Origin of the sequence: Sphingomonas alpina (assembly GCF_014490665.1) — a bacterium.
In the GTDB taxonomy this organism is placed as follows: Bacteria; Pseudomonadota; Alphaproteobacteria; order Sphingomonadales; family Sphingomonadaceae; genus Sphingomonas; species Sphingomonas alpina.
Genome location: NZ_CP061038.1, coordinates 3,494,171 through 3,511,110, shown reverse-complemented (window position 1 = coordinate 3,511,110; position 16,940 = coordinate 3,494,171). Strand labels below are relative to the sequence as shown.

General features: G+C 63.0%; 19 protein-coding genes and 1 pseudogene. 15 read left to right on the top strand and 5 right to left on the bottom strand.

The window, feature by feature from the left end; all coding sequences use genetic code 11:
• Window position 1: 1 nt before the first annotated feature.
• The 8 genes from H3Z74_RS16380 to H3Z74_RS16345 all read left to right on the top strand — a co-directional run bounded on the left by H3Z74_RS16380 (window position 2) and on the right by H3Z74_RS16345 (window position 6,975).
• A complete protein-coding gene (locus H3Z74_RS16380; protein ID WP_187760646.1) occupies window positions 2–1,024 on the top strand; it encodes a major capsid protein in 1,023 nt (340 codons plus the stop codon).
• A gap of 44 nt (window positions 1,025–1,068) precedes the next feature.
• A complete protein-coding gene (locus H3Z74_RS16375) occupies window positions 1,069–1,503 on the top strand; it encodes a Bbp16 family capsid cement protein (protein WP_187760645.1) in 435 nt (144 codons plus the stop codon).
• Window positions 1,504–1,797: 294 nt separating this feature from the next.
• A complete protein-coding gene (locus H3Z74_RS16370; protein WP_229726632.1) occupies window positions 1,798–2,649 on the top strand; it encodes a helix-turn-helix transcriptional regulator in 852 nt (283 codons plus the stop codon).
• Window positions 2,650–2,742: 93 nt separating this feature from the next.
• On the top strand, window positions 2,743–3,957 hold the full coding sequence (locus H3Z74_RS16365; RefSeq protein WP_187760643.1) for a DUF4331 family protein: 1,215 nt from the start codon (window positions 2,743–2,745) through the stop codon (window positions 3,955–3,957).
• A 23-nt stretch (window positions 3,958–3,980) separates the two neighbouring features.
• A complete protein-coding gene (locus H3Z74_RS16360) occupies window positions 3,981–4,559 on the top strand; it encodes a HupE/UreJ family protein (protein ID WP_187760642.1) in 579 nt (192 codons plus the stop codon).
• An 11-nt stretch (window positions 4,560–4,570) separates the two neighbouring features.
• On the top strand, window positions 4,571–5,041 hold the full coding sequence (locus tag H3Z74_RS16355) for a hypothetical protein (RefSeq protein WP_187760641.1): 471 nt from the start codon (window positions 4,571–4,573) through the stop codon (window positions 5,039–5,041).
• Window positions 5,042–5,050: 9 nt separating this feature from the next.
• Entirely contained in the window at window positions 5,051–5,890 is an 840-nt protein-coding gene (locus H3Z74_RS16350; RefSeq protein WP_229726631.1) for a DUF4198 domain-containing protein, read from the top strand.
• 125 nt (window positions 5,891–6,015) lie between these two features.
• Window positions 6,016–6,975 carry an alpha/beta fold hydrolase gene (locus tag H3Z74_RS16345; RefSeq protein WP_187760639.1) on the top strand — a complete coding sequence of 320 codons (960 nt, stop codon included), beginning with the start codon at window positions 6,016–6,018 and terminating at the stop codon, window positions 6,973–6,975.
• Window positions 6,976–7,130: 155 nt separating this feature from the next.
• Here H3Z74_RS16345 and H3Z74_RS24465 read toward each other — a convergent pair.
• Window positions 7,131–7,337: pseudogene (locus tag H3Z74_RS24465) on the bottom strand (methyltransferase family protein); the annotation flags it as partial.
• A gap of 467 nt (window positions 7,338–7,804) precedes the next feature.
• Between H3Z74_RS24465 and H3Z74_RS16335 the strand changes: the two are divergent.
• A complete protein-coding gene (locus H3Z74_RS16335; RefSeq protein ID WP_187760638.1) occupies window positions 7,805–8,110 on the top strand; it encodes a UBP-type zinc finger domain-containing protein in 306 nt (101 codons plus the stop codon).
• Between the two features lie 95 nt (window positions 8,111–8,205).
• Here the strand turns inward: H3Z74_RS16335 and H3Z74_RS16330 are convergent, their stop codons facing one another.
• Together H3Z74_RS16330 and yghU are read right to left on the bottom strand one after the other, a co-directional pair.
• Entirely contained in the window at window positions 8,206–8,385 is a 180-nt protein-coding gene (locus H3Z74_RS16330) for a DUF4169 family protein (protein WP_187760637.1), read from the bottom strand.
• Window positions 8,385–9,266, bottom strand: a complete 882-nt coding sequence (yghU, locus tag H3Z74_RS16325) for a glutathione-dependent disulfide-bond oxidoreductase (protein WP_187764369.1) — start codon at window positions 9,264–9,266, stop codon at window positions 8,385–8,387. The genes H3Z74_RS16330 and yghU overlap by 1 nt, the downstream gene beginning before the upstream one ends.
• Before the next feature lie 182 nt (window positions 9,267–9,448).
• On the opposite strand from yghU, the gene H3Z74_RS16320 reads away from it, so the two are divergent.
• The 6 genes from H3Z74_RS16320 to H3Z74_RS16295 all read left to right on the top strand — a co-directional run bounded on the left by H3Z74_RS16320 (window position 9,449) and on the right by H3Z74_RS16295 (window position 14,499).
• Window positions 9,449–10,555 carry a sensor histidine kinase gene (locus H3Z74_RS16320; RefSeq protein ID WP_187760636.1) on the top strand — a complete coding sequence of 369 codons (1,107 nt, stop codon included), beginning with the start codon at window positions 9,449–9,451 and terminating at the stop codon, window positions 10,553–10,555.
• Complete coding sequence (locus tag H3Z74_RS16315) at window positions 10,552–11,304, top strand: LytR/AlgR family response regulator transcription factor (protein WP_187760635.1); 753 nt, start codon at window positions 10,552–10,554, stop codon at window positions 11,302–11,304. Before H3Z74_RS16320 ends, H3Z74_RS16315 begins: the two co-directional genes overlap by 4 nt.
• Window positions 11,305–11,478: 174 nt before the next feature.
• Entirely contained in the window at window positions 11,479–11,790 is a 312-nt protein-coding gene (locus tag H3Z74_RS16310; RefSeq protein WP_187760634.1) for a hypothetical protein, read from the top strand.
• A 96-nt stretch (window positions 11,791–11,886) separates the two neighbouring features.
• Window positions 11,887–12,573: an alpha/beta hydrolase gene (locus H3Z74_RS16305; RefSeq protein ID WP_187760633.1), complete on the top strand. Its 687-nt coding sequence runs from the start codon at window positions 11,887–11,889 to the stop codon at window positions 12,571–12,573.
• A gap of 54 nt (window positions 12,574–12,627) precedes the next feature.
• The gene (locus H3Z74_RS16300) at window positions 12,628–13,764 is read left to right on the top strand and encodes a heparan-alpha-glucosaminide N-acetyltransferase domain-containing protein (RefSeq protein ID WP_187760632.1); all 1,137 of its coding nucleotides are present in this window, start codon (window positions 12,628–12,630) and stop codon (window positions 13,762–13,764) included.
• A gap of 162 nt (window positions 13,765–13,926) precedes the next feature.
• The gene (locus H3Z74_RS16295; protein WP_187760631.1) at window positions 13,927–14,499 is read left to right on the top strand and encodes an outer membrane beta-barrel protein; all 573 of its coding nucleotides are present in this window, start codon (window positions 13,927–13,929) and stop codon (window positions 14,497–14,499) included.
• Between the two features lie 133 nt (window positions 14,500–14,632).
• Here the strand turns inward: H3Z74_RS16295 and H3Z74_RS16290 are convergent, their stop codons facing one another.
• A complete protein-coding gene (locus H3Z74_RS16290; RefSeq protein WP_187760630.1) occupies window positions 14,633–16,105 on the bottom strand; it encodes a sensor histidine kinase in 1,473 nt (490 codons plus the stop codon).
• The gene (locus H3Z74_RS16285; protein WP_187760629.1) at window positions 16,098–16,844 is read right to left on the bottom strand and encodes a response regulator; all 747 of its coding nucleotides are present in this window, start codon (window positions 16,842–16,844) and stop codon (window positions 16,098–16,100) included. The genes H3Z74_RS16290 and H3Z74_RS16285 overlap by 8 nt, the downstream gene beginning before the upstream one ends.
• Window positions 16,845–16,940 lie beyond the last annotated feature (96 nt).

Sequence of the window (16,940 nt, the reverse complement as noted above, 5' to 3'; positions counted from 1 at the left end):
CATGGCCACGATCGGTAATTCATTCCTCAACCTCATCGATATGTACAAGGGCGCGGGCGGCAGCGACGCGCAGACCGGCGAGGTGATCGAGGTGCTGCGCCAGCTCAATCCGCTGATGGAAGACGCGGTGACCGCCGAGTGCAACATGGGCACGGTGCATCGCCACACCATCCGTACCGGCCTGCCCACCGTGAGCTGGGGCATGCTCTATCAAGGCATTCCGCAGTCGAAGAGCACCACGCAGCAGGTTGATGATACGACCGGCTTCGTCGAAGGGCTTTCGACGGTCGATACCCGACTGCTCGACATCTCCCCCAACCCGGCGGCGGTGCGCCTGTCCGAAGGCCGCGCCTATCTCGAAGCGATGGCACAAGAGGTGCAGCGCGGCTTCTTCTATCACGACACCGTCACCACGCCGGAACGCTTCAAGGGCCTGGCGGCACGCTACGGCAAGATCGGTGGCGCGGGCGCGGGCAACCAGATCGTCGATGCCGGAGGCAGCGGTTCCGACAATACCAGCATCTGGTTCGTCACGCACGGCGACAACTATACCACGCTGATTCACCCAAAGGGTACCAAGGCCGGCGTGACGCGCGAGGAGAAAGGCGAGCAGCGCACCGCCGACGCCAATGGCAATGTCTATTATGTGAAGGAGGAATTGTTCCGCCAGCATGTGGGCGTCGCGGTACGCGACTGGCGCTTCAACACGCGTATCGCCAATGTCGATTATTCCGATACGCTGGCGGGTACGGTCGATCTCTACAAGTTCATGCGCCAGGCTTATTACAAGCTGCAGGGGCGTCGTGCCGCGAAGATGAGCGGCGATGTGCCGGCGCAAGGGCGCACGGTGATCTATATGAATCGCGACGTGCTTTCCGCGCTGGATGCGCTCGGCACCAACACCGCCAATGGGGCGCTGATGCTCAAACCCATGGAACTCCAGGGGCAGGAAGTGTTGTCGTACCGCGGCATTCCGATCCGCGAGACCGATGCGCTGATCAACGCCGAAGCACGCGTGATCTGAGGCGTGACGCCGCCCTCTCTTTCAAAATTCAGGAGATTCCCGACATGATCATGGATGCAACCACGCTCTTTTCGAACGTCCAGGCCGTGACGGCTACGACGGTCTCGACCAATATCGTCGACCTTGGCGCGACCGGCACCGTCTACGGTGCAGTGGCGGCGATCGTCCGCGATATCGGCAAAGGCGCCGCCGTACCCCTCAAGGTGACGGTGGCGGAGAGCTTCAACAATCTCACCTCGCTGACGATCACGGTAGAGACGGACGATAATGCCGGCTTCGCCAGTGCCAAGACAGTATGGACCTCGCCCGCTTACGCGGTGGCCGATCTGGCGGCGGGGGCGAAGCTGCTGCTGCCGGATTCGATCCCGCTCGGCACTGACGAACGCTATGCGCGGTTGAAATATACCGTCGCCGGCGCCGCTCCGACATTGGGGAAGATCACCGCCGGCGTGACGGCGGGCAACCAGACCAATGGCTGAGGCTCGCGCGGTGACGGGGGCGCAGCCAAGGGCCTATATTGCCCCTCACCCGGTTTATACCAGCAGCGCCTATCATGAGCCGAACCGGGTGTTCGTGACCAGCGCGCCAAAAGGGAGGGCGTGGAAGGAGGTTCCGATCAGCGTCACGGCCCGGCGCAAGGGGTGTCGGCCAAAGCGTTGATCGTCGGGGGCGGCAGCCCCCGACCTCACGCTGTCCATTGCGGGCGGATCGTATCTCCGATCAATCCGCAACAGCGTATTGCATCGGCAAAAGCCATGGTGCAGCGATACGCAGTGAGCGAATCCACCGCCCCCTTGCCCGAAGTCGAGGCTATTGCGCTGGCTGCGACACCTGCCGTTACGGTCCGCGATATACATTGCCGGGGCAATTGCCGGCATCGTAGCCCGGAAGAATGCGCGACCGCGACCGAGATCGTGTTTCCCTATCGTGGCGTCTATGCGCGGCATCTGGGTCGCGACCAGGCAATTGCCGAGGCGAACCAGATGCTCTTTTTCAATACCGATGAAGGCTATAGCATCAGCCACCCAGTGGCCGGAGGTGACGCATGCCTGTCGCTGGCGATCGACGAACCTCTGTTACGGGAATTGACGCCTCAGGCATTGCTGCACGATCGCGGGCCCGTTGCTTTTCGACATCATCGGCTGCGGGTCGATCCGCGCACGCAAGCGCTGGTCGCGTTATTGCGCCATCGGCTACAGCATCGATCGACCCAGATACTGGAGGCCGAGAGTCTGGCTCTGGACCTGGTGCAGCATGCGCTCGGACCACGCACAACGCATGTCGCGGGCGCGAGCATCGGTCGCCAGCGGCTCGCTGATCGAGCGAAGCTGGTACTGGCGAGCGATCTTGCACGACGCTGGACGCTGGCGGATATCGCTGCGGAGGTCGGCGGATCTCCGGTCTATCTCACCCAGGTGTTTCAGCAGGTCGAGGGCGTTCCGCTCTATCGCTATCAGTTGCGGCTGAGATTGGCGCGTGCACTTGATCTCCTGCCGGGGTGCGAGGATCTGACCATGCTTGGGCTCGATCTCGGATTTTCCAGCCACAGCCATTTCAGCGCTGCATTCCGCGAGGCCTATGGCCGGTCACCCTCCGATTTTCGGCGGAGCGCGCTCGCGCATTAGGGCGCCTCTCGTTCGGGAGAGAATCCGCTAAAGATTCCGACAGCGGCGGGCAGATGTTCGCGGCAAAGCTCCTGCCTCCACAAGGAGGCAGAGATGCGCAACGAAATTCTGACCGCTGCGGCGTTGACGGCGGGTATGCTGATAACGGGGGCGGCACGAGCCTCGGATCATCTCGATACGCCGTCGGTGATCGCCGACAAGCGCGCCGATATCGGCGATTTCTATGCCTGGACCGCACCCGACGGCAAGCGGCTCAATCTGGTGATGACCATCGTCGGGCATAGTTTCTCTGACCGGCTGGATTATGTTTTTCACATCGACAGTGGGCCGCGGTTCGGCAAGACGGTTGCGACGACGACCATCATTTGTCGCTTTGCTGCCGCCGACGTTGCGGATTGCCGGATCGACAAGGTCGACCGAGCGCAGGGCGACGCACGCGATCTGCAGGGACTGGAGAGCCGCAATCGCCATTTTAGAGTCTTTGCCGGGCTGAGGGACGATCCTTTTTTCAACAATGTGAAAGGGACGCGCGCCGCATATGACAAAGCGGTTGCCGAGATGAAGGCCGGGGCGAAGAAGGATGCCGCGGGTTGCCCTCAATTCACCAAGGCGGGCTCGCAAGCGATCTTGACCGAATGGAATCACACGGCCGGCGGACCGGGGAGCAATCTTCTCGCCGGATGGACGCCCGCGTCGATCGTCATCTCGGTCGATCTCGATTTGGTCGCCAAGGGTGGCACGATGCTGGCGACATGGTCTTCAACCGCCACATCAGCGCGACAGATCGATCGTGCCGGGCGGCCGCTGACTGGCAATGCGCTGCTGGGCACGATCGCAGCCGAAGAGGTGGGCAATGCGTTGAAAGAGGAATATAACGCCGCGACGCCAGCGACATCGGCCGAGTTCATACCCGAGATTGAGCAGGCTTTGAGCTTGTATGACGGCTTTGACGGGCGTTGCGGCAACCAGTTGCTGAATGACCCCAAGGTGCCGCCGGAACAACGGTATCGCACGATGGCGAGGTTGCTCGCCGACGACCGGCTCTGGGTCAACGCCGCATCGCACGTCTGCACGCAGCTGTTCGCGGTCGAGCGAGCGGCGCTGGGCGGAGAGGCGGCTCTGCGTAACGATTGTGGCGGGCGCGATCCCAATTACGACTCGGTGAACGTCTATCGCTCGTTGCTGGTCAATGGCACGCCGACCGGCGTCGATGATGGCGTGCATCATGACGAACATACGCATTCCGCCGCAATCTTTCCCTTCCTGGCCGCACCCGACGTCACGCCCCTCCCGGCGCCGAAATATTGACCATGAGGTCGGGAGGAAAGTGCATGGCTGCAGCGATCGCAGGGATGACGGTTTGTACCAGTCCGGCGATGGCGCATGACGGGACAGGTCTTGCCGGCGGGTTCGCTTCGGGCTTTTACCATCCCTTCACAGGTATGGATCACCTGTTGGCGATGGTGGCGGTGGGGCTATGGGGCGCATTCCTTGGCCGGCCTCTGATCTATCTGCTGCCGGTGATCTTTCCGCTGATGATGATTGGCGGCGCGGTACTGGGCATGGCCGGCGTACCGGTGCCACCGATGGAGATCGGCATCGCGCTGTCGGTGATCGGGCTGGGCAGCTGCATTGCGTTGGCATGGCGGGCACCAGTTCGGGTGGCCGTAGCGGTGGTCGCGCTGTTCGCGCTGTTTCACGGCTATGCCCATGGGGTGGAGTTGCCCTCGGCCGCCGATCCGATCGGCTACAGCACAGGGTTCGTGCTGGCGACCGGGTCGCTTCATGTCGCAGGGATCGGCCTCGGCTTCCTCACGGCGCGGCCGGGCGGCATGGTGGTGACGCGCCTGCTGGGTTGCGGAATTGGGATGGCCGGCATCTGCTTCCTGTGCATGGCGATCGGGCGATGAGGGGCGCGGCATTGGCTGCAGCCCTGCTGTGCGCGGGGTGGGGACTGGCGTTGTCGTCCGCATCGCGTCAGGCCCGGACAATGGGGGTCGGGGTGATCATTGCCGGAGCGGCCGGTGGCCTTTTGCTGCCGCTGCCTGGCGAATGGCTGGACACCGCGTTCTTTGGCTGCTGGGTCAGTCTCGTTGCTACGGCTGCGGCGGTGCATCTGCCTGGCGGCTGCGGTCTACGCATGGCCACGACGCTGTCACTCAATGCAGGCCTGTGGAGCGGTGCAGTGATCGCGCTCGGCGGCTCGCCCCGCGATCTGCTGTCCGCATTTGCCGCCGCAATGATCATGCTGCCCGCCACATGGTTGGCCAGGCGGGGAGCGGGAATTGCGGCGAAAGTTGCATCGAGCTGGCTGATCGCCATCGCCCTGCTTGCCGCAGCCCTGCAGCTATTGCCCGTTACGCCGGGCTACCTGCCCGATCATCTCGAATAGGATATGCGTGTGAAGTCGTTCAGAATTTTGTGCCTTGCCGGCCTCGTCGGCACCGCATCCTCGGTTCTCGCGCATGATTTCTGGGTGCAGCCAAGCGAATATTGGCCACGGTCGCAGGCGATCACGATGACGCTGCAGGTCGGTCATGGCCCGTTCCGCCAGCGCACGCCGATCGCGCTCCGGCGGATCGCTCGTTTTCAGGCGATCGCGCCCGACGGTGCGCGGATCGACCTGCGTGCCGGGCTGCATCTCGGCGATGCCGCAAGCGACGGGGATTTCAGGCTGTCCGGGGCGGGCACCTATATGCTGGTGCTCGAAACCGACGACAAAGCGCAGAGCCATTTGCCGGCGATCCGCTTCAACGATTATCTTGCCGTCGAAGGGCTCACTCCCGCGTTGCGCCAGCGGCAGGCAATGGGGCGAACGACGGCGGAGGGATCGGAGAATTATGGTCGTCGCGCCAAGGCATTGGTGCAGATCGGACCACCGAGCGCGGCATCGGCGGCGATTCTCAAGCCGGTCGGGCTGACGCTCGAGATCGTGCCTGAACGCAGCCCCTATGCCTTGCCGCGTGCCGCGACCCTGCCAGTGCGCGTTTTTTACCAGGGACGTCCGCTTGCCGGTGCGCTGGTCAAGCTGACCGATCTCGCGCGAGATGCCGCGCCGTTCGAAATGCACCGCACCGATGCGACGGGGCGAGCGCGCTTCACCTTGCCCGCACAGGGAAGCTGGCTGCTCAACACGATCTGGACTCAACCGCTGCCCCCATCGCGCGAGACCGATTTCGAGACAATCTTCTCCAGCCTGAGCTTCGGGTTTCCGACATCCATGCCGCCGAAAGATCGCTAAAGATTTCGACAGCGAGGTGCCCGTCCGTCGTGGTTGATGAGATCTTCCACGGAGGATGTTTCATGACCGGTATGATCGCGATGCCTCATTCGCGCCCAAATAATCGCCGCGCTTTCCTGAAGTCCATGGCGGGCGCCGTGGGCGGTGTTGCGCTATCCTGCCATGCTTCAAAGATATGGGCACACCCCGGCGCTGTCAGTGCGGATTCGTTGCACGTAAAGGAATATGACCGCATCCGCCGCTTCGCCCTCCTGCCGGCGGGACGCATTGCTTATGTCGAGGCCGGTATCGGGCCAGTTGCCTTGTTCCTGCATGGTTTTCCACTCAACAGTTTCCAGTGGCGCCATGCGATCGAGCGGCTATCGATGCACCGCCGCTGCATCGCACCCGACTTCCTCGCATTGGGATATACCGAAGTCGCGACGGGACAGGATGTCGGTCCGGCGGCGCAGATGGCGATGATTATTTCGCTGCTCGACAAACTTGGTATCGACCGGGTGGACTTGGTCGCCAATGACAGTGGCGGCGCGATCGCGCAGTTGCTGATGACAGGCCATCCGGAACGTGTGCGTACGTTGCTGCTGACAAATTGCGACAGTGAGATCGATAGCCCGCCACCGGCCTTGCTGCCGGTGATCGAATTGTCCAAAAAGGGCCGGTACGCCGATGAGTGGCTGGTGCCATGGCAGGCGGATCATGCGTTGGCGCGCTCGCCGTCCGGCCTTGGCGGGATGTGTTTTTCCGATCCGGCACAGCTGACCGACGAAGCGATCTCGACTTATTTGACCCCGTTGATTGCCACACGGCGGCGCAAGAGACTGGTCGAAGCCTATGCGGTCGCACTGGAACGTAACGCGCTGGCAGGCATTGCCTCCAGTTTGCAGCGCAGCAGCGTGCCGACGCGGATTCTGTGGGGCATCGACGACACGATCTTCTCGCCCGAAAGTCCCGCCTATCTCGATCGAACACTTGGCACTTCGCGCGGCGTGCGCCGACTGGCGGGAAAGAAACTGTTTTGGCCGGAAGAGGATCCGGATCTCATCGCCGCAGAGGCGCGGGCCTTGTGGCAAGTCGGTGACGGATGAGCGAGTGGTTGTTGGCGGAGCATTGGCCTACCAGATGCCGGGCAAAGGCGCGACCGCACCCGGTGCGCATAATCGGCATAGCCGGGAAGCTCGGCCTGCAGCAGCCGGTCCTCCCAGGCGGTGCGCAGCACGAGGATCGCCGAGGCGATCGCCGCAGGAACCGTCGCCCACCAGGATCCAAGTGCCAATGCCATGCCCCAGAACATGAGCAGCGCCGAGATATAGCCTGGATGCCGCACGACGCGGTACGGGCCGGAATCGATCACACGCTGATGCCGTTCCGATTGAATCCTGACGCCGGGCTCGAAGAACGGGTTGACCGCCTGTGCCCAGCCTGTCCCGGCGATGCCGGCAATGAGCATGATATAGCCCAACAGCTGCAAGGGCAGTGACATCGCCGACCAGTGCATCCGCCCGGCATCGAGCGTGGCCAGCGGTATGATCGCGGTCATCGCCGGCAGCATGATCCAGAGCAGCGCCTTGTCCCAGCCCTTGGTCCCGGGCTGGAACCGGCTGCGGGCGCGGAAGATGATTGGATTCAGCCTGGCCACCGCCAGTGTCGACAGCGCCAGGGCAATGGCCAGCACCGCGATGAAAATCCAGCCCGGGTACCAGCTCAGGCTGCCAACCGGCGCGAAGACCAGAGCGAGGAGGGTGGCGGGCAAGCCGATGGCATAGGCAATCGCCATGGCGGGGGACATGGCGACGGGGTCTTGCGGCGTGTCCATTGGCGCGATCCTCTCCACGAACAGGGCCTGACATTCAGACGCAAATACGGACGATCCGGATCCGCTGGCGTAGCGGCTCCGCATTGCGGTATAGCATCGGCATGTCCGGCGATTGCATCCATAGCAGCACGATCAATCAGGTTATACCAAGCGCGCGCGGGTGCGAGGAGTGCCTGGCGACGGGCAGTGAGTGGTTGCATCTGCGGCTGTGCCGGAGCTGCGGGCATGTCGGATGCTGCGACGATTCTCCGAACCGCCACGCCACCGCGCATTTCCACGCGACGCATCATCCGATCATCGAGGGCTATGATCCGCCCGAGGGATGGGGCTGGTGCTATGTCGATCGGGTGGTGGTCGACCTGCCTGACCAGACGCCGCAACGCGGACCGATTCCGCGCTACTATTAACCCCGCAAAGCGAGGTCAGGCACGCTCATGTCGGAGTGAGCGCACCGGAAGTCCATGGCCCGGGCCGCATCGCGTGAGCCGGGCCAGGCGTGAGGTTAGTCTCTTTCCAGCTTCGCGCCGTCGAGCCCGACCTGGAGCCGATTGGCCTCCAGGTCGGTTTTTTGCTTCTCCGCCTTGGTGCGGCCGAATGCCGCCCGATTGATGTCAGCCTGTGTCGCCGCGCTTGCGCGGGCTTGCGCCTTGCGGGCAGCACGCAGGTTGACGATGTCGGCCATTATTCCGCCGCGGCTTCCAGCTTGTCCTGCGTCCGGTTCAGAAAATCGCTCGCATCATGGCGTTCGTGAAGCTGACTCGCCGGATCACCCATCACGCGATTGACCATTCGCCCGCGCTGTACTGCCGGGCGGGCGGCGATCGTTTCCGTCCAGCGTTGGACGTGCTTGTAATTCTGCACCTGCAGAAATTCTCCTGCGCCATAGGCCTGCCCTTGGGCGAGAGCGCCGTACCAGGGCCATGTCGCGATGTCGGCGATCGTATAGTCGGTGCCGCCGAGATACTCATTGTCAGCCAGACGCCGGTCGAGCACGTCGAGCTGCCGCTTTACCTCCATCGCGTAGCGGTCGATCGCATATTCGATCTTGACCGGCGCATAGGCAAAGAAATGGCCGAAGCCGCCGCCGAGGAACGGCGCGCTGCCCATCTGCCAGAAGAGCCAGGACAAGCATTCCGCGCGCTTCGCCGGATCGGTCGGCAGGAATTCGCCGAATTTCTCGGCCAGATGCATCAGGATCGCGCCGGATTCGAATACCCGGATTGGTTCGGGGCCGCTGCGGTCCAGCAGCGCGGGAATCTTCGAATTGGGATTCACGTCGACAAAGCCGCTGCCGAACTGATCGCCGTCGCCGATGCGGATAAGCCAGGCGTCATATTCCGCGCCAGCGTGACCGAGTTCGAGCAATTCCTCGAGCATCACCGTGACCTTCACGCCATTGGGTGTGCCGAGCGAATAGAGCTGCAGCGGATGTTTGCCGACCGGCAAGTCCTTGTCGTGCGTCGGCCCCGCAATCGGTCGATTGATCTTGGCGAAGGCGCCGCCATTCTCCTTGTTCCAGGTCCAGACACTGGGGGCGTATAGGCGGGGGCTTCGGTCATCGATGCTGGCTCCGGATGGTGCACTGTGGGACGCGGCATAGGTGGGTGCTCGACCGATTCACGGCAATGGGGGACCGGGGATATCGCTCGCTTGGCGATCTCTCCGGCAGGTCCTAGACGTCGATCATAGTCGGCAGAAGGCCGATCGGGGCGGGTGAGATCATGCGGCGATCGACCGAAAACGATATGGCGCGTTCTGAAATTGCAGCGACTCCATGCTCCGCGCCGGTGGAGAAGACGCGCTGGATATCGCCGCGTCGCCGGTCCGCGCTGCTGCTGATCGCTGCCTTCTGGATCTTCACCTTCGGGATGCTGTCGATCCGCGCCGCGCTGGTCAGCGACCTGCCGTTCAACGTGATCGGTCCGCGCCGGCTGGTCACTGCCGCGTTCGGCACGATCCTGTGCCTGGTGATGGTGCGCTTGCTCGATCGGTTGCGCACGCGCTCCTTCGTGGTGTGGGTCGTGTGTGGCATGGCAGGAGCGATTGCGATGGCGTTCGCGCTCACCTCGTTTGCCACATTGATGAACCGGGTGATCGCGCCCTTGCCCGGAATCGGCCCGCTAAGCATTGCCGATATGGCGCAATGGGTTCTGATCTGGCTTGGCTATTGCCTGGCCTGGACGGGAACCTACCTCGCGCTGATCTATCATTGGCAGGTCCAGGATCAGCGACAGCATATGTCGCGCATGACGAGCCTGGCGCAGGAAGCGCAGATCGCTGCGCTCCGTTATCAGGTCAATCCGCATTTCCTGTTCAATACGCTCAATTCGATCTCGTCGCTGGTGCTCGACCATCGCAATGCCGATGCGGAGGTGATGCTGCTGAACCTGTCGGCCTTTGTCCGCAGCACCTTTGACGGTGACCCGCAACGACTGATCCCGCTGCATGAGGAAATCGAGCTGCAGCGCTTCTATCTCGGGATCGAGCAGGTGCGTTTTTCGGAGCGGTTGAGAGTGATCGTCGATATTCCCGACGCGGTGGCAGACACGCTTGTACCCGCCTTGATTCTGCAGCCACTGGTCGAAAACGCATTGCGTCATGGGGTAGAGCAGTCCGAAGCGCTGACCAGCATTGCGATCCGGGCGATGCAATGCGGGGGCAACGTGCAAATCGTGATCGAGGATGATGGCGTGGCCTTGGCGTCGCGAACCGATGGGACCGGTGTCGGGCTGCGCAACGTCCGCGATCGACTGGCGGTTCATTTTGGCGACCGCGCCACCCTGGCCACCTCGGTCAGGCCGCAAGGAGGTTTCTGTTCGGAAATCCGCTTGCCGATCGCGATGGGCGCATGACCCGGTTGCGCGCGATGCTGGTCGATGACGAGCCGCTGGCATTGGCGCGGCTGGCCCGAACGCTGGCGCCGCTCGACAAGGTCGACGTCGTCGGAGTGACCAGCAAGGCGAGCGAGGCGATGGCGATGATCGCCGCGCTGCGGCCCGATATCCTTTTCCTCGATATTGCCATGCCGGGTTTGACCGGGTTCGATCTCGTGGCCCGACTGCCTGGGCGCGATCGTCCCGCGATCATTTTCGTGACCGCGTTCGATTCTCACGCGGTGCGGGCATTTGGGGTCGACGCGGCCGATTATCTGATGAAACCAGTGGTACCCGATCGGCTGGCGCAGGCGGTCGATCGGGCGATCTATTGGCTGAACGGCCGCGCCCGGCAATCCGCCACTAGCGATGACCATCCGGATACTCCAATCGAGAGCCTGTGGGCGCATCGTCACCGCGAAACCGTGCGCATCAGGGTCGATGAGATCGAATGGATCGAGGCGCAGGGTGACTATGTCCGGCTTCACACCAATGACGGCCGCGGCGGATTGGTGCGGATGACCTTGTCGGCGCTCGAAGTACAGCTCGATACGGCCACGTTCATTCGCGTCCATCGCTCGGCGATCTGTCGCAGAAGCGCGATTTCCGGTCTGCGGCGCAAGGCGACCGGTGCGCTGGCGGCTTTTCTGGCCAGTGGGGGTGAAGCGCCGGTCGGGCGCAAATTCAGTGGTGGCTTGCGCACGTTGCTCAAGCGTCTCGACGCCTGATGATCTTTACCTTGGGTCAGTGCAGCTGGACCGGGACGTTCATCGCGTATCGATGACGGTCGCCGCAATGGGCGTTGGCGGCCCCCAATAGCCGGTCATAGCCGCTTTGTCCGATGGACGGGCCCATCCCCCCGGTCCGGTCCATCGGCACGACCTTATTGCGGCCGGAGCCCTTTGGCCGATCCTGACCACATCCTGTTCGTCGTGCTTTGGGAGATAGCAATGACCATCAAGACTCGCCTGATTCTGACATCGCTTGCGGGCTGCGCCACGCTCGGCTTCACCTCGACGGCTATCGCGCAAGACGCGCAGTCGACCCCTCCGGCCCCGGCCGCCACACCGACTCCGGCCACCACACCCGCTGCCGATCCGGTTGCGAGCACTGCACAGACTCCGGCGCCCACAGCCGAAGCGGCACAGCCAGCGCCGGCTCCCACTTCGACTGAAACAGCAGAACCGAAGCCGGCCGATAAGCCGCAAAAATGATCCGATTGGCAGGACCGGACCACCAGGTGCCGGCCCTGCTTGGCATAATCGGATGCAAGGTTCAGACTCCGGATCGGACGAATCGGAGGTATCGAGATGGCGGACAAGCCGACGATCATTCTGGTGCATGGTTTCTGGGGCGGAGCGGCGCACTGGGCGAAGGTCATTCCGGAACTCGCGCGGCTCGGCCATTCCGGCATTCGCGCGGTGGAGAACCCGCTGACCTCTCTCGCCGACGATGCTGAACGCACGCGAAAGATGATCGCGTCGGTCAAGGGGCCGGTATTGCTGGTCGGGCATTCCTATGGCGGCGCGGTCATCACCTCGGCCGGCAATCACGACAATGTGGTGGGCCTGGTCTATATCGCTGCTTTCGCGCCGGATGCGGGCGAAAGCCCGGGCAGCATCAGCGCACAGCATCCGTCCCCAGGAGGCGAGAATCTCTTCCTTGATGACGACGGCTTCCTCTGGGTGAGGCCCGACAAGTTCCATGAAAGCTTCTGCCAGGATCTGACCGCGGAGGAAGGGCTGGTGATGGGCGTTACCCAAAAGGCGCCGATTGCGGCGACGTTCGGCGACACCATCACAGCGCCTGCCTGGCGGGGCAAGCCGTCATGGTATCAGGTTTCGAGCGAGGATCGCATGATCGCGCCGGATGCCCAGCGCGCAATGTCGGCCAAACTCGGCGCGCGCAAGATCATCACGCTTCAGTCAAGCCATGCATCGCTGGCATCGTTGCCGACCGATGTGGCGGCGTTGATCGACGAAGCCGCTTCCGCTTGATCGCTGACCGGGCAAGGCTAGGCTGAGGCCTGTTTCCTGGAGGAAACAGGGGGAATGACCATGTCGGCAGCATCGACCAATGGCCGCGACTTCGCGCTCGATGCGTTTCGCGGACTGGCGATACTCGGAATGACGCTGGTCAACTTGCAGGGGTCGGGACCAGTGGCGTTCGGCGCGTTCGAACATGCCGCCTGGAACGGCGTCACGCTTGCCGATCTGGTCTTTCCCTTCTTCCTGCTTGCTGCCGGTCTTGCCGTACCGCTGGCGCTCGACCGGCGTGCGCGGGAGGGCGCGTTTGCCGCGGTGCTGCGCCGGACGGTGCTGCTGTTTCTCATCGGCGTGGCGATCAACTGGCTGTATCGGCCCAGTGCAGATCCGCACGCGTTACGCGTTGCTGGTGTGCTGCAGCGGATCGCGATTGTTTATCTTGCCTGCGCCTGGCTGTGTCTCCTTACCAAGGGCTGGCGGATTCCGCTGATTGTCGCCGGGCTGCTCCTGACCATCCATGGCGCGTTGTTGTTTCTGCCCGCACCGGGGGAGGCAGTGGCGAGTTTTGCGCAAGGGCAGGGAATGAGTGCATGGCTCGACCGGCTCGCGCTGCCCGGGCGACCGTTTCGTCCCGACTATGACCCCGAAGGATTGCTATCGACCCTTTCGGCAATCGCCAGTGGGATGATCGGGGTGACGGTGCAGCGGATGGTGCAGCACAGGGGGCGCACGAGCGGCTCGTCGTTGCGCCTCATTGGCGCGGCGGCGGCAATCGGCCTCATACTCGCCGGCGTGGCGGCGTTGTGGTGGCCGTTCAACAAGGCACTATGGACACCGAGTTTCGCTTTGCTCACCACCGGCCTGGGGCTGGCGCTGTGGGGGCTATTGCGCGCTGTATGGTCACGGCTCCAGGCTTCGGCTTCGGCTTCGGCTTCGGCTTCGGCTTGGGCCCTGCGCGCGGCGCTTTTCGTGGCGTTGCTCGGCCAGACTGCGCTGACGCTTTATGTCGTCCAGGCGCTGCTCGCGGGACTGTTGATCCAGAATGTCGGAGAGGACAGTTTGTGGGACTTGTCGTTCGGGACGCTGAGCAGAATTGGTCTGTCGCCGGCCTGGACATCCTTGCTGTTCGCGGTGATCGCGGGCGCGGTGTCGATTGCGATTACCCTGTGGTTGCGGCGACGGGACTGGCTGCTGCGGCTGTAAGCCGGACCGGGTGTGATGTCGGCACCACTGTGTTGCAGGCCTGCAACACCCAGGGAATAACCGGCAGTCAAGATGGCATTAGCGGATTGCGTTTGCCATTCGGCGCGGTAAAGGCACGCCCCAACTGCAAAAGCAGTGGTTTTCCGCAGAAAGAGAAAAACAATGAAGATCAAGTTCTTGTTGGCATCCGTTGCCATGCTTGCAGTCGCCACGCCCGCAATGGCGCAGGACGCGACCGAAGAATTCAAGGGCGGTGCCCGCGTCGAAGCGCGCGTCGGCGTCGATCATGTCCGCCTCAGCTTCGACGGTGACAGCGTGGGCCGGACCGGTTTCGACTATGGCGTCGAAGCTGGTTATGACGCGGCACTGTCGGGCTTCGTGGTTGGCGCTTATGCCGGCATCGAAGGGTCGACCACCAAGGCATGCGAACTCGGCACCTGCCTCAAGGCCGGCCGTAACATCACTGCCGGTGTTCGCGTCGGTGGCGTGGTTGGCAAGGGTCTGCTCTATGCCAAGGGTGGCTACAGCAACGGCCGTCTGTCGATCGAAGATACCGATCTCGCCGGCAATGCCGACGGCTTCCACCTCGGTGTGGGCTATGAAGTCAATGTCAGCGCCAACACCTATGTGAAGGCCGAGTATGTCTACACCAACTACAGCGTTGGCGACATCGCTGGCGACGATCTCGACCTTCAGCGTCACCAGGGCCTGATCGGCGTTGGTTTCCGCTTCTGATTGATGTGCGGGGGGCGGTTTGACCGCCCCCGCATTTGTCTTTTGCCGGATCAGTCCGGTGGCGAGCGCGCGAGCGAAAACAACGCCGAAACGGAGCGGAACAGGGCAGGGGCCTGTTTCATCGAAACAGGCACTATGACCGCGGCGACGGACCGGCTTGACGGCGGGTGGCTATCATATTGCGGGAATCGGGTCGGGGCAGAGTCACCCGGACGATAAAACCGTTCTCGGGCCAGATAAAATCGATATCCCCGCCATGACCGCGAACGATGTCGCGGCTGATCGAAAGTCCCAGGCCCGACCCACCGGTTTCGCGGCTGCGCGAGGTTTCGAGCCGCTCGAACGGGGTGAAGGCGCGTTCGACCTGATCGGGCGGGATCCCCGCACCATTGTCATGGATGTCGACGATCACCGCATCGGGCGCGGCATCGAGCATGATCCGCACTGCGCCGCCATATTTGCAGCCATTGCCGATCAGGTTGGAAAAGGCGCGCTTGAGAGCGATCGGGCGGCACGGCAGGTCGATGCGTTCAGGGCCCGAATAGCCGACATCCTCCCCCATATCGCCGAAATCGTCGGCCAGGCTGATCAGCAACGCGGATACGTCCAGTGTCTCGATCGGTTCGCGCCGCGCCTCGGCCGCCATGAAGGCAAGTGCATCGGCAACCATCGTCTCCATCTCACCGACATTGAGCAGCAGCAGCTCGCGCTGTTCGCGGTCATCGACATATTCGGCCATCAGGCGGAGCCGGGTGAGCGGCGTGCGCAAATCGTGCGAAATGGCGGCAAGCATCCCCATGCGTTCGTCGATGAAGCGTTTCAACCGCAACTGCATGGTGTTGAAGGTGTCGGCGATCGCGACATATTCAGGCAGGCGCATGCCAGTGATGAGGGTCGGTTCGTGATTGCGGCCCAATTGCTCCGCCGCCGCGGCGAGCCGGCTGAGCGGGGCGACGATGCTGCGGGCAATCCACATCGAAAAGAGGATGATGATCAGCAGATAACCGAGCATGCCGAAGGTATAGCGGACATAGTGGCGCCACGGCCCGCCCCGGCTGCGCTGCGTGACGGACAGCCATGTGCCATCGTCCAGCCGCACCGACATCAGCAGGTCGCCAAGGACGCTGCTTTCATTGCTGGCCAGAGTCTCGGCAGTCAGCATCGCCGGCAATTCAGGAATGATCGCCACGGTGGTGCGGGCGCTGCGTTCCACATTGTCCTGGTCGAACGTACGTGTCGCGACCCGCACGCGATCGAGTGAAAGGCCGAGTCTATCTGCGATCGACTGGCGCAATTGCCGGCCCAGTTCGGGGCCCCGATCATCGTCGGGCGGCGGCGTACGGTGGACCGTGAAGTCGAGATAACGCGCTGCCGGAAGCTGGCCGAACTGAGCGGAGCGATCGATGGCCGGCAGTCGTGCGGCCTTCGTACCCTCGGCGACGGCGTCGATCAGCCAAGTGCGCTGTACGAACAGAAAGGGCGGTGGCGGAATCATCGCGCGCAACGCCTGATTGAGCAGATAGGCCGCGATCACGGTCAGCAGAATGGCCAGGCCGATGCGTGGCGCGAGCCGCAGTCGGGCGAGGTGCCGTCCCAGGTCAATCATCAATCGGCGTCCCGGCTGTAACGCGAGCGGTGAAGACATAGCCGCCATTACGCACCGTCTTGATCAGCATCGGTTCCTGCGGATCTTCCTCGATCTTGCGACGCAACCGGCTGATCTGCACATCGATGCTGCGATCGATGTTGAGATTGCTGCGGCCATGGACCAGATCGAGCAGCTGATCGCGGCTCAGTACATGATGAGGGTGCTGGACCAGCGCGGCAAGCAGGTCGAACTCACCGGTCGTGAGATCGACCCGCGCGCCGCGCGGAGAGACGAGCGAACGTCGAGCCAGATCCAGCGTCCAGTCGTCAAAGCGATAGCGATGCTGAATCGCGGTTCCGCTGTCGGCGCGCTCGCGCATCATCGTCGCACGGCGCAATGCGGCGCGGATCCGCGCGAGCAGTTCGCGCGGGTTGAACGGCTTGGGCACGTAATCGTCCGCGCCCAGTTCCAGTCCGATGACCCGGTCGGTTTCGGTGTCGCGCGCGGTGAGCAGGATGATCGGCACGGTGCTGCGTGCGCGCAACCGCTGGCACAAGGTGAAGCCGTCGTCGCCCGGCATCATCACGTCGAGGATCACCACATCGAACTGATGGCCCCCGAACAGCGCCATCATCTCACGCCCGTCTGCCGCCATGGTGACGCGCAGGCCATGATCGCCGAGATAGCGGGCAAGCATCGTCCGGATCTGACGATCGTCATCCACAACAAGGATATGAGGTAAGCGCGCGGTCGCCATGATGTGCAGATAGCGTCCGTTTTTCGGCGAGTCTGCACCGGACACATACCGTAACAAATCGACACCCTCAGGTTATCGGCTCGCGACCTCCGCTCC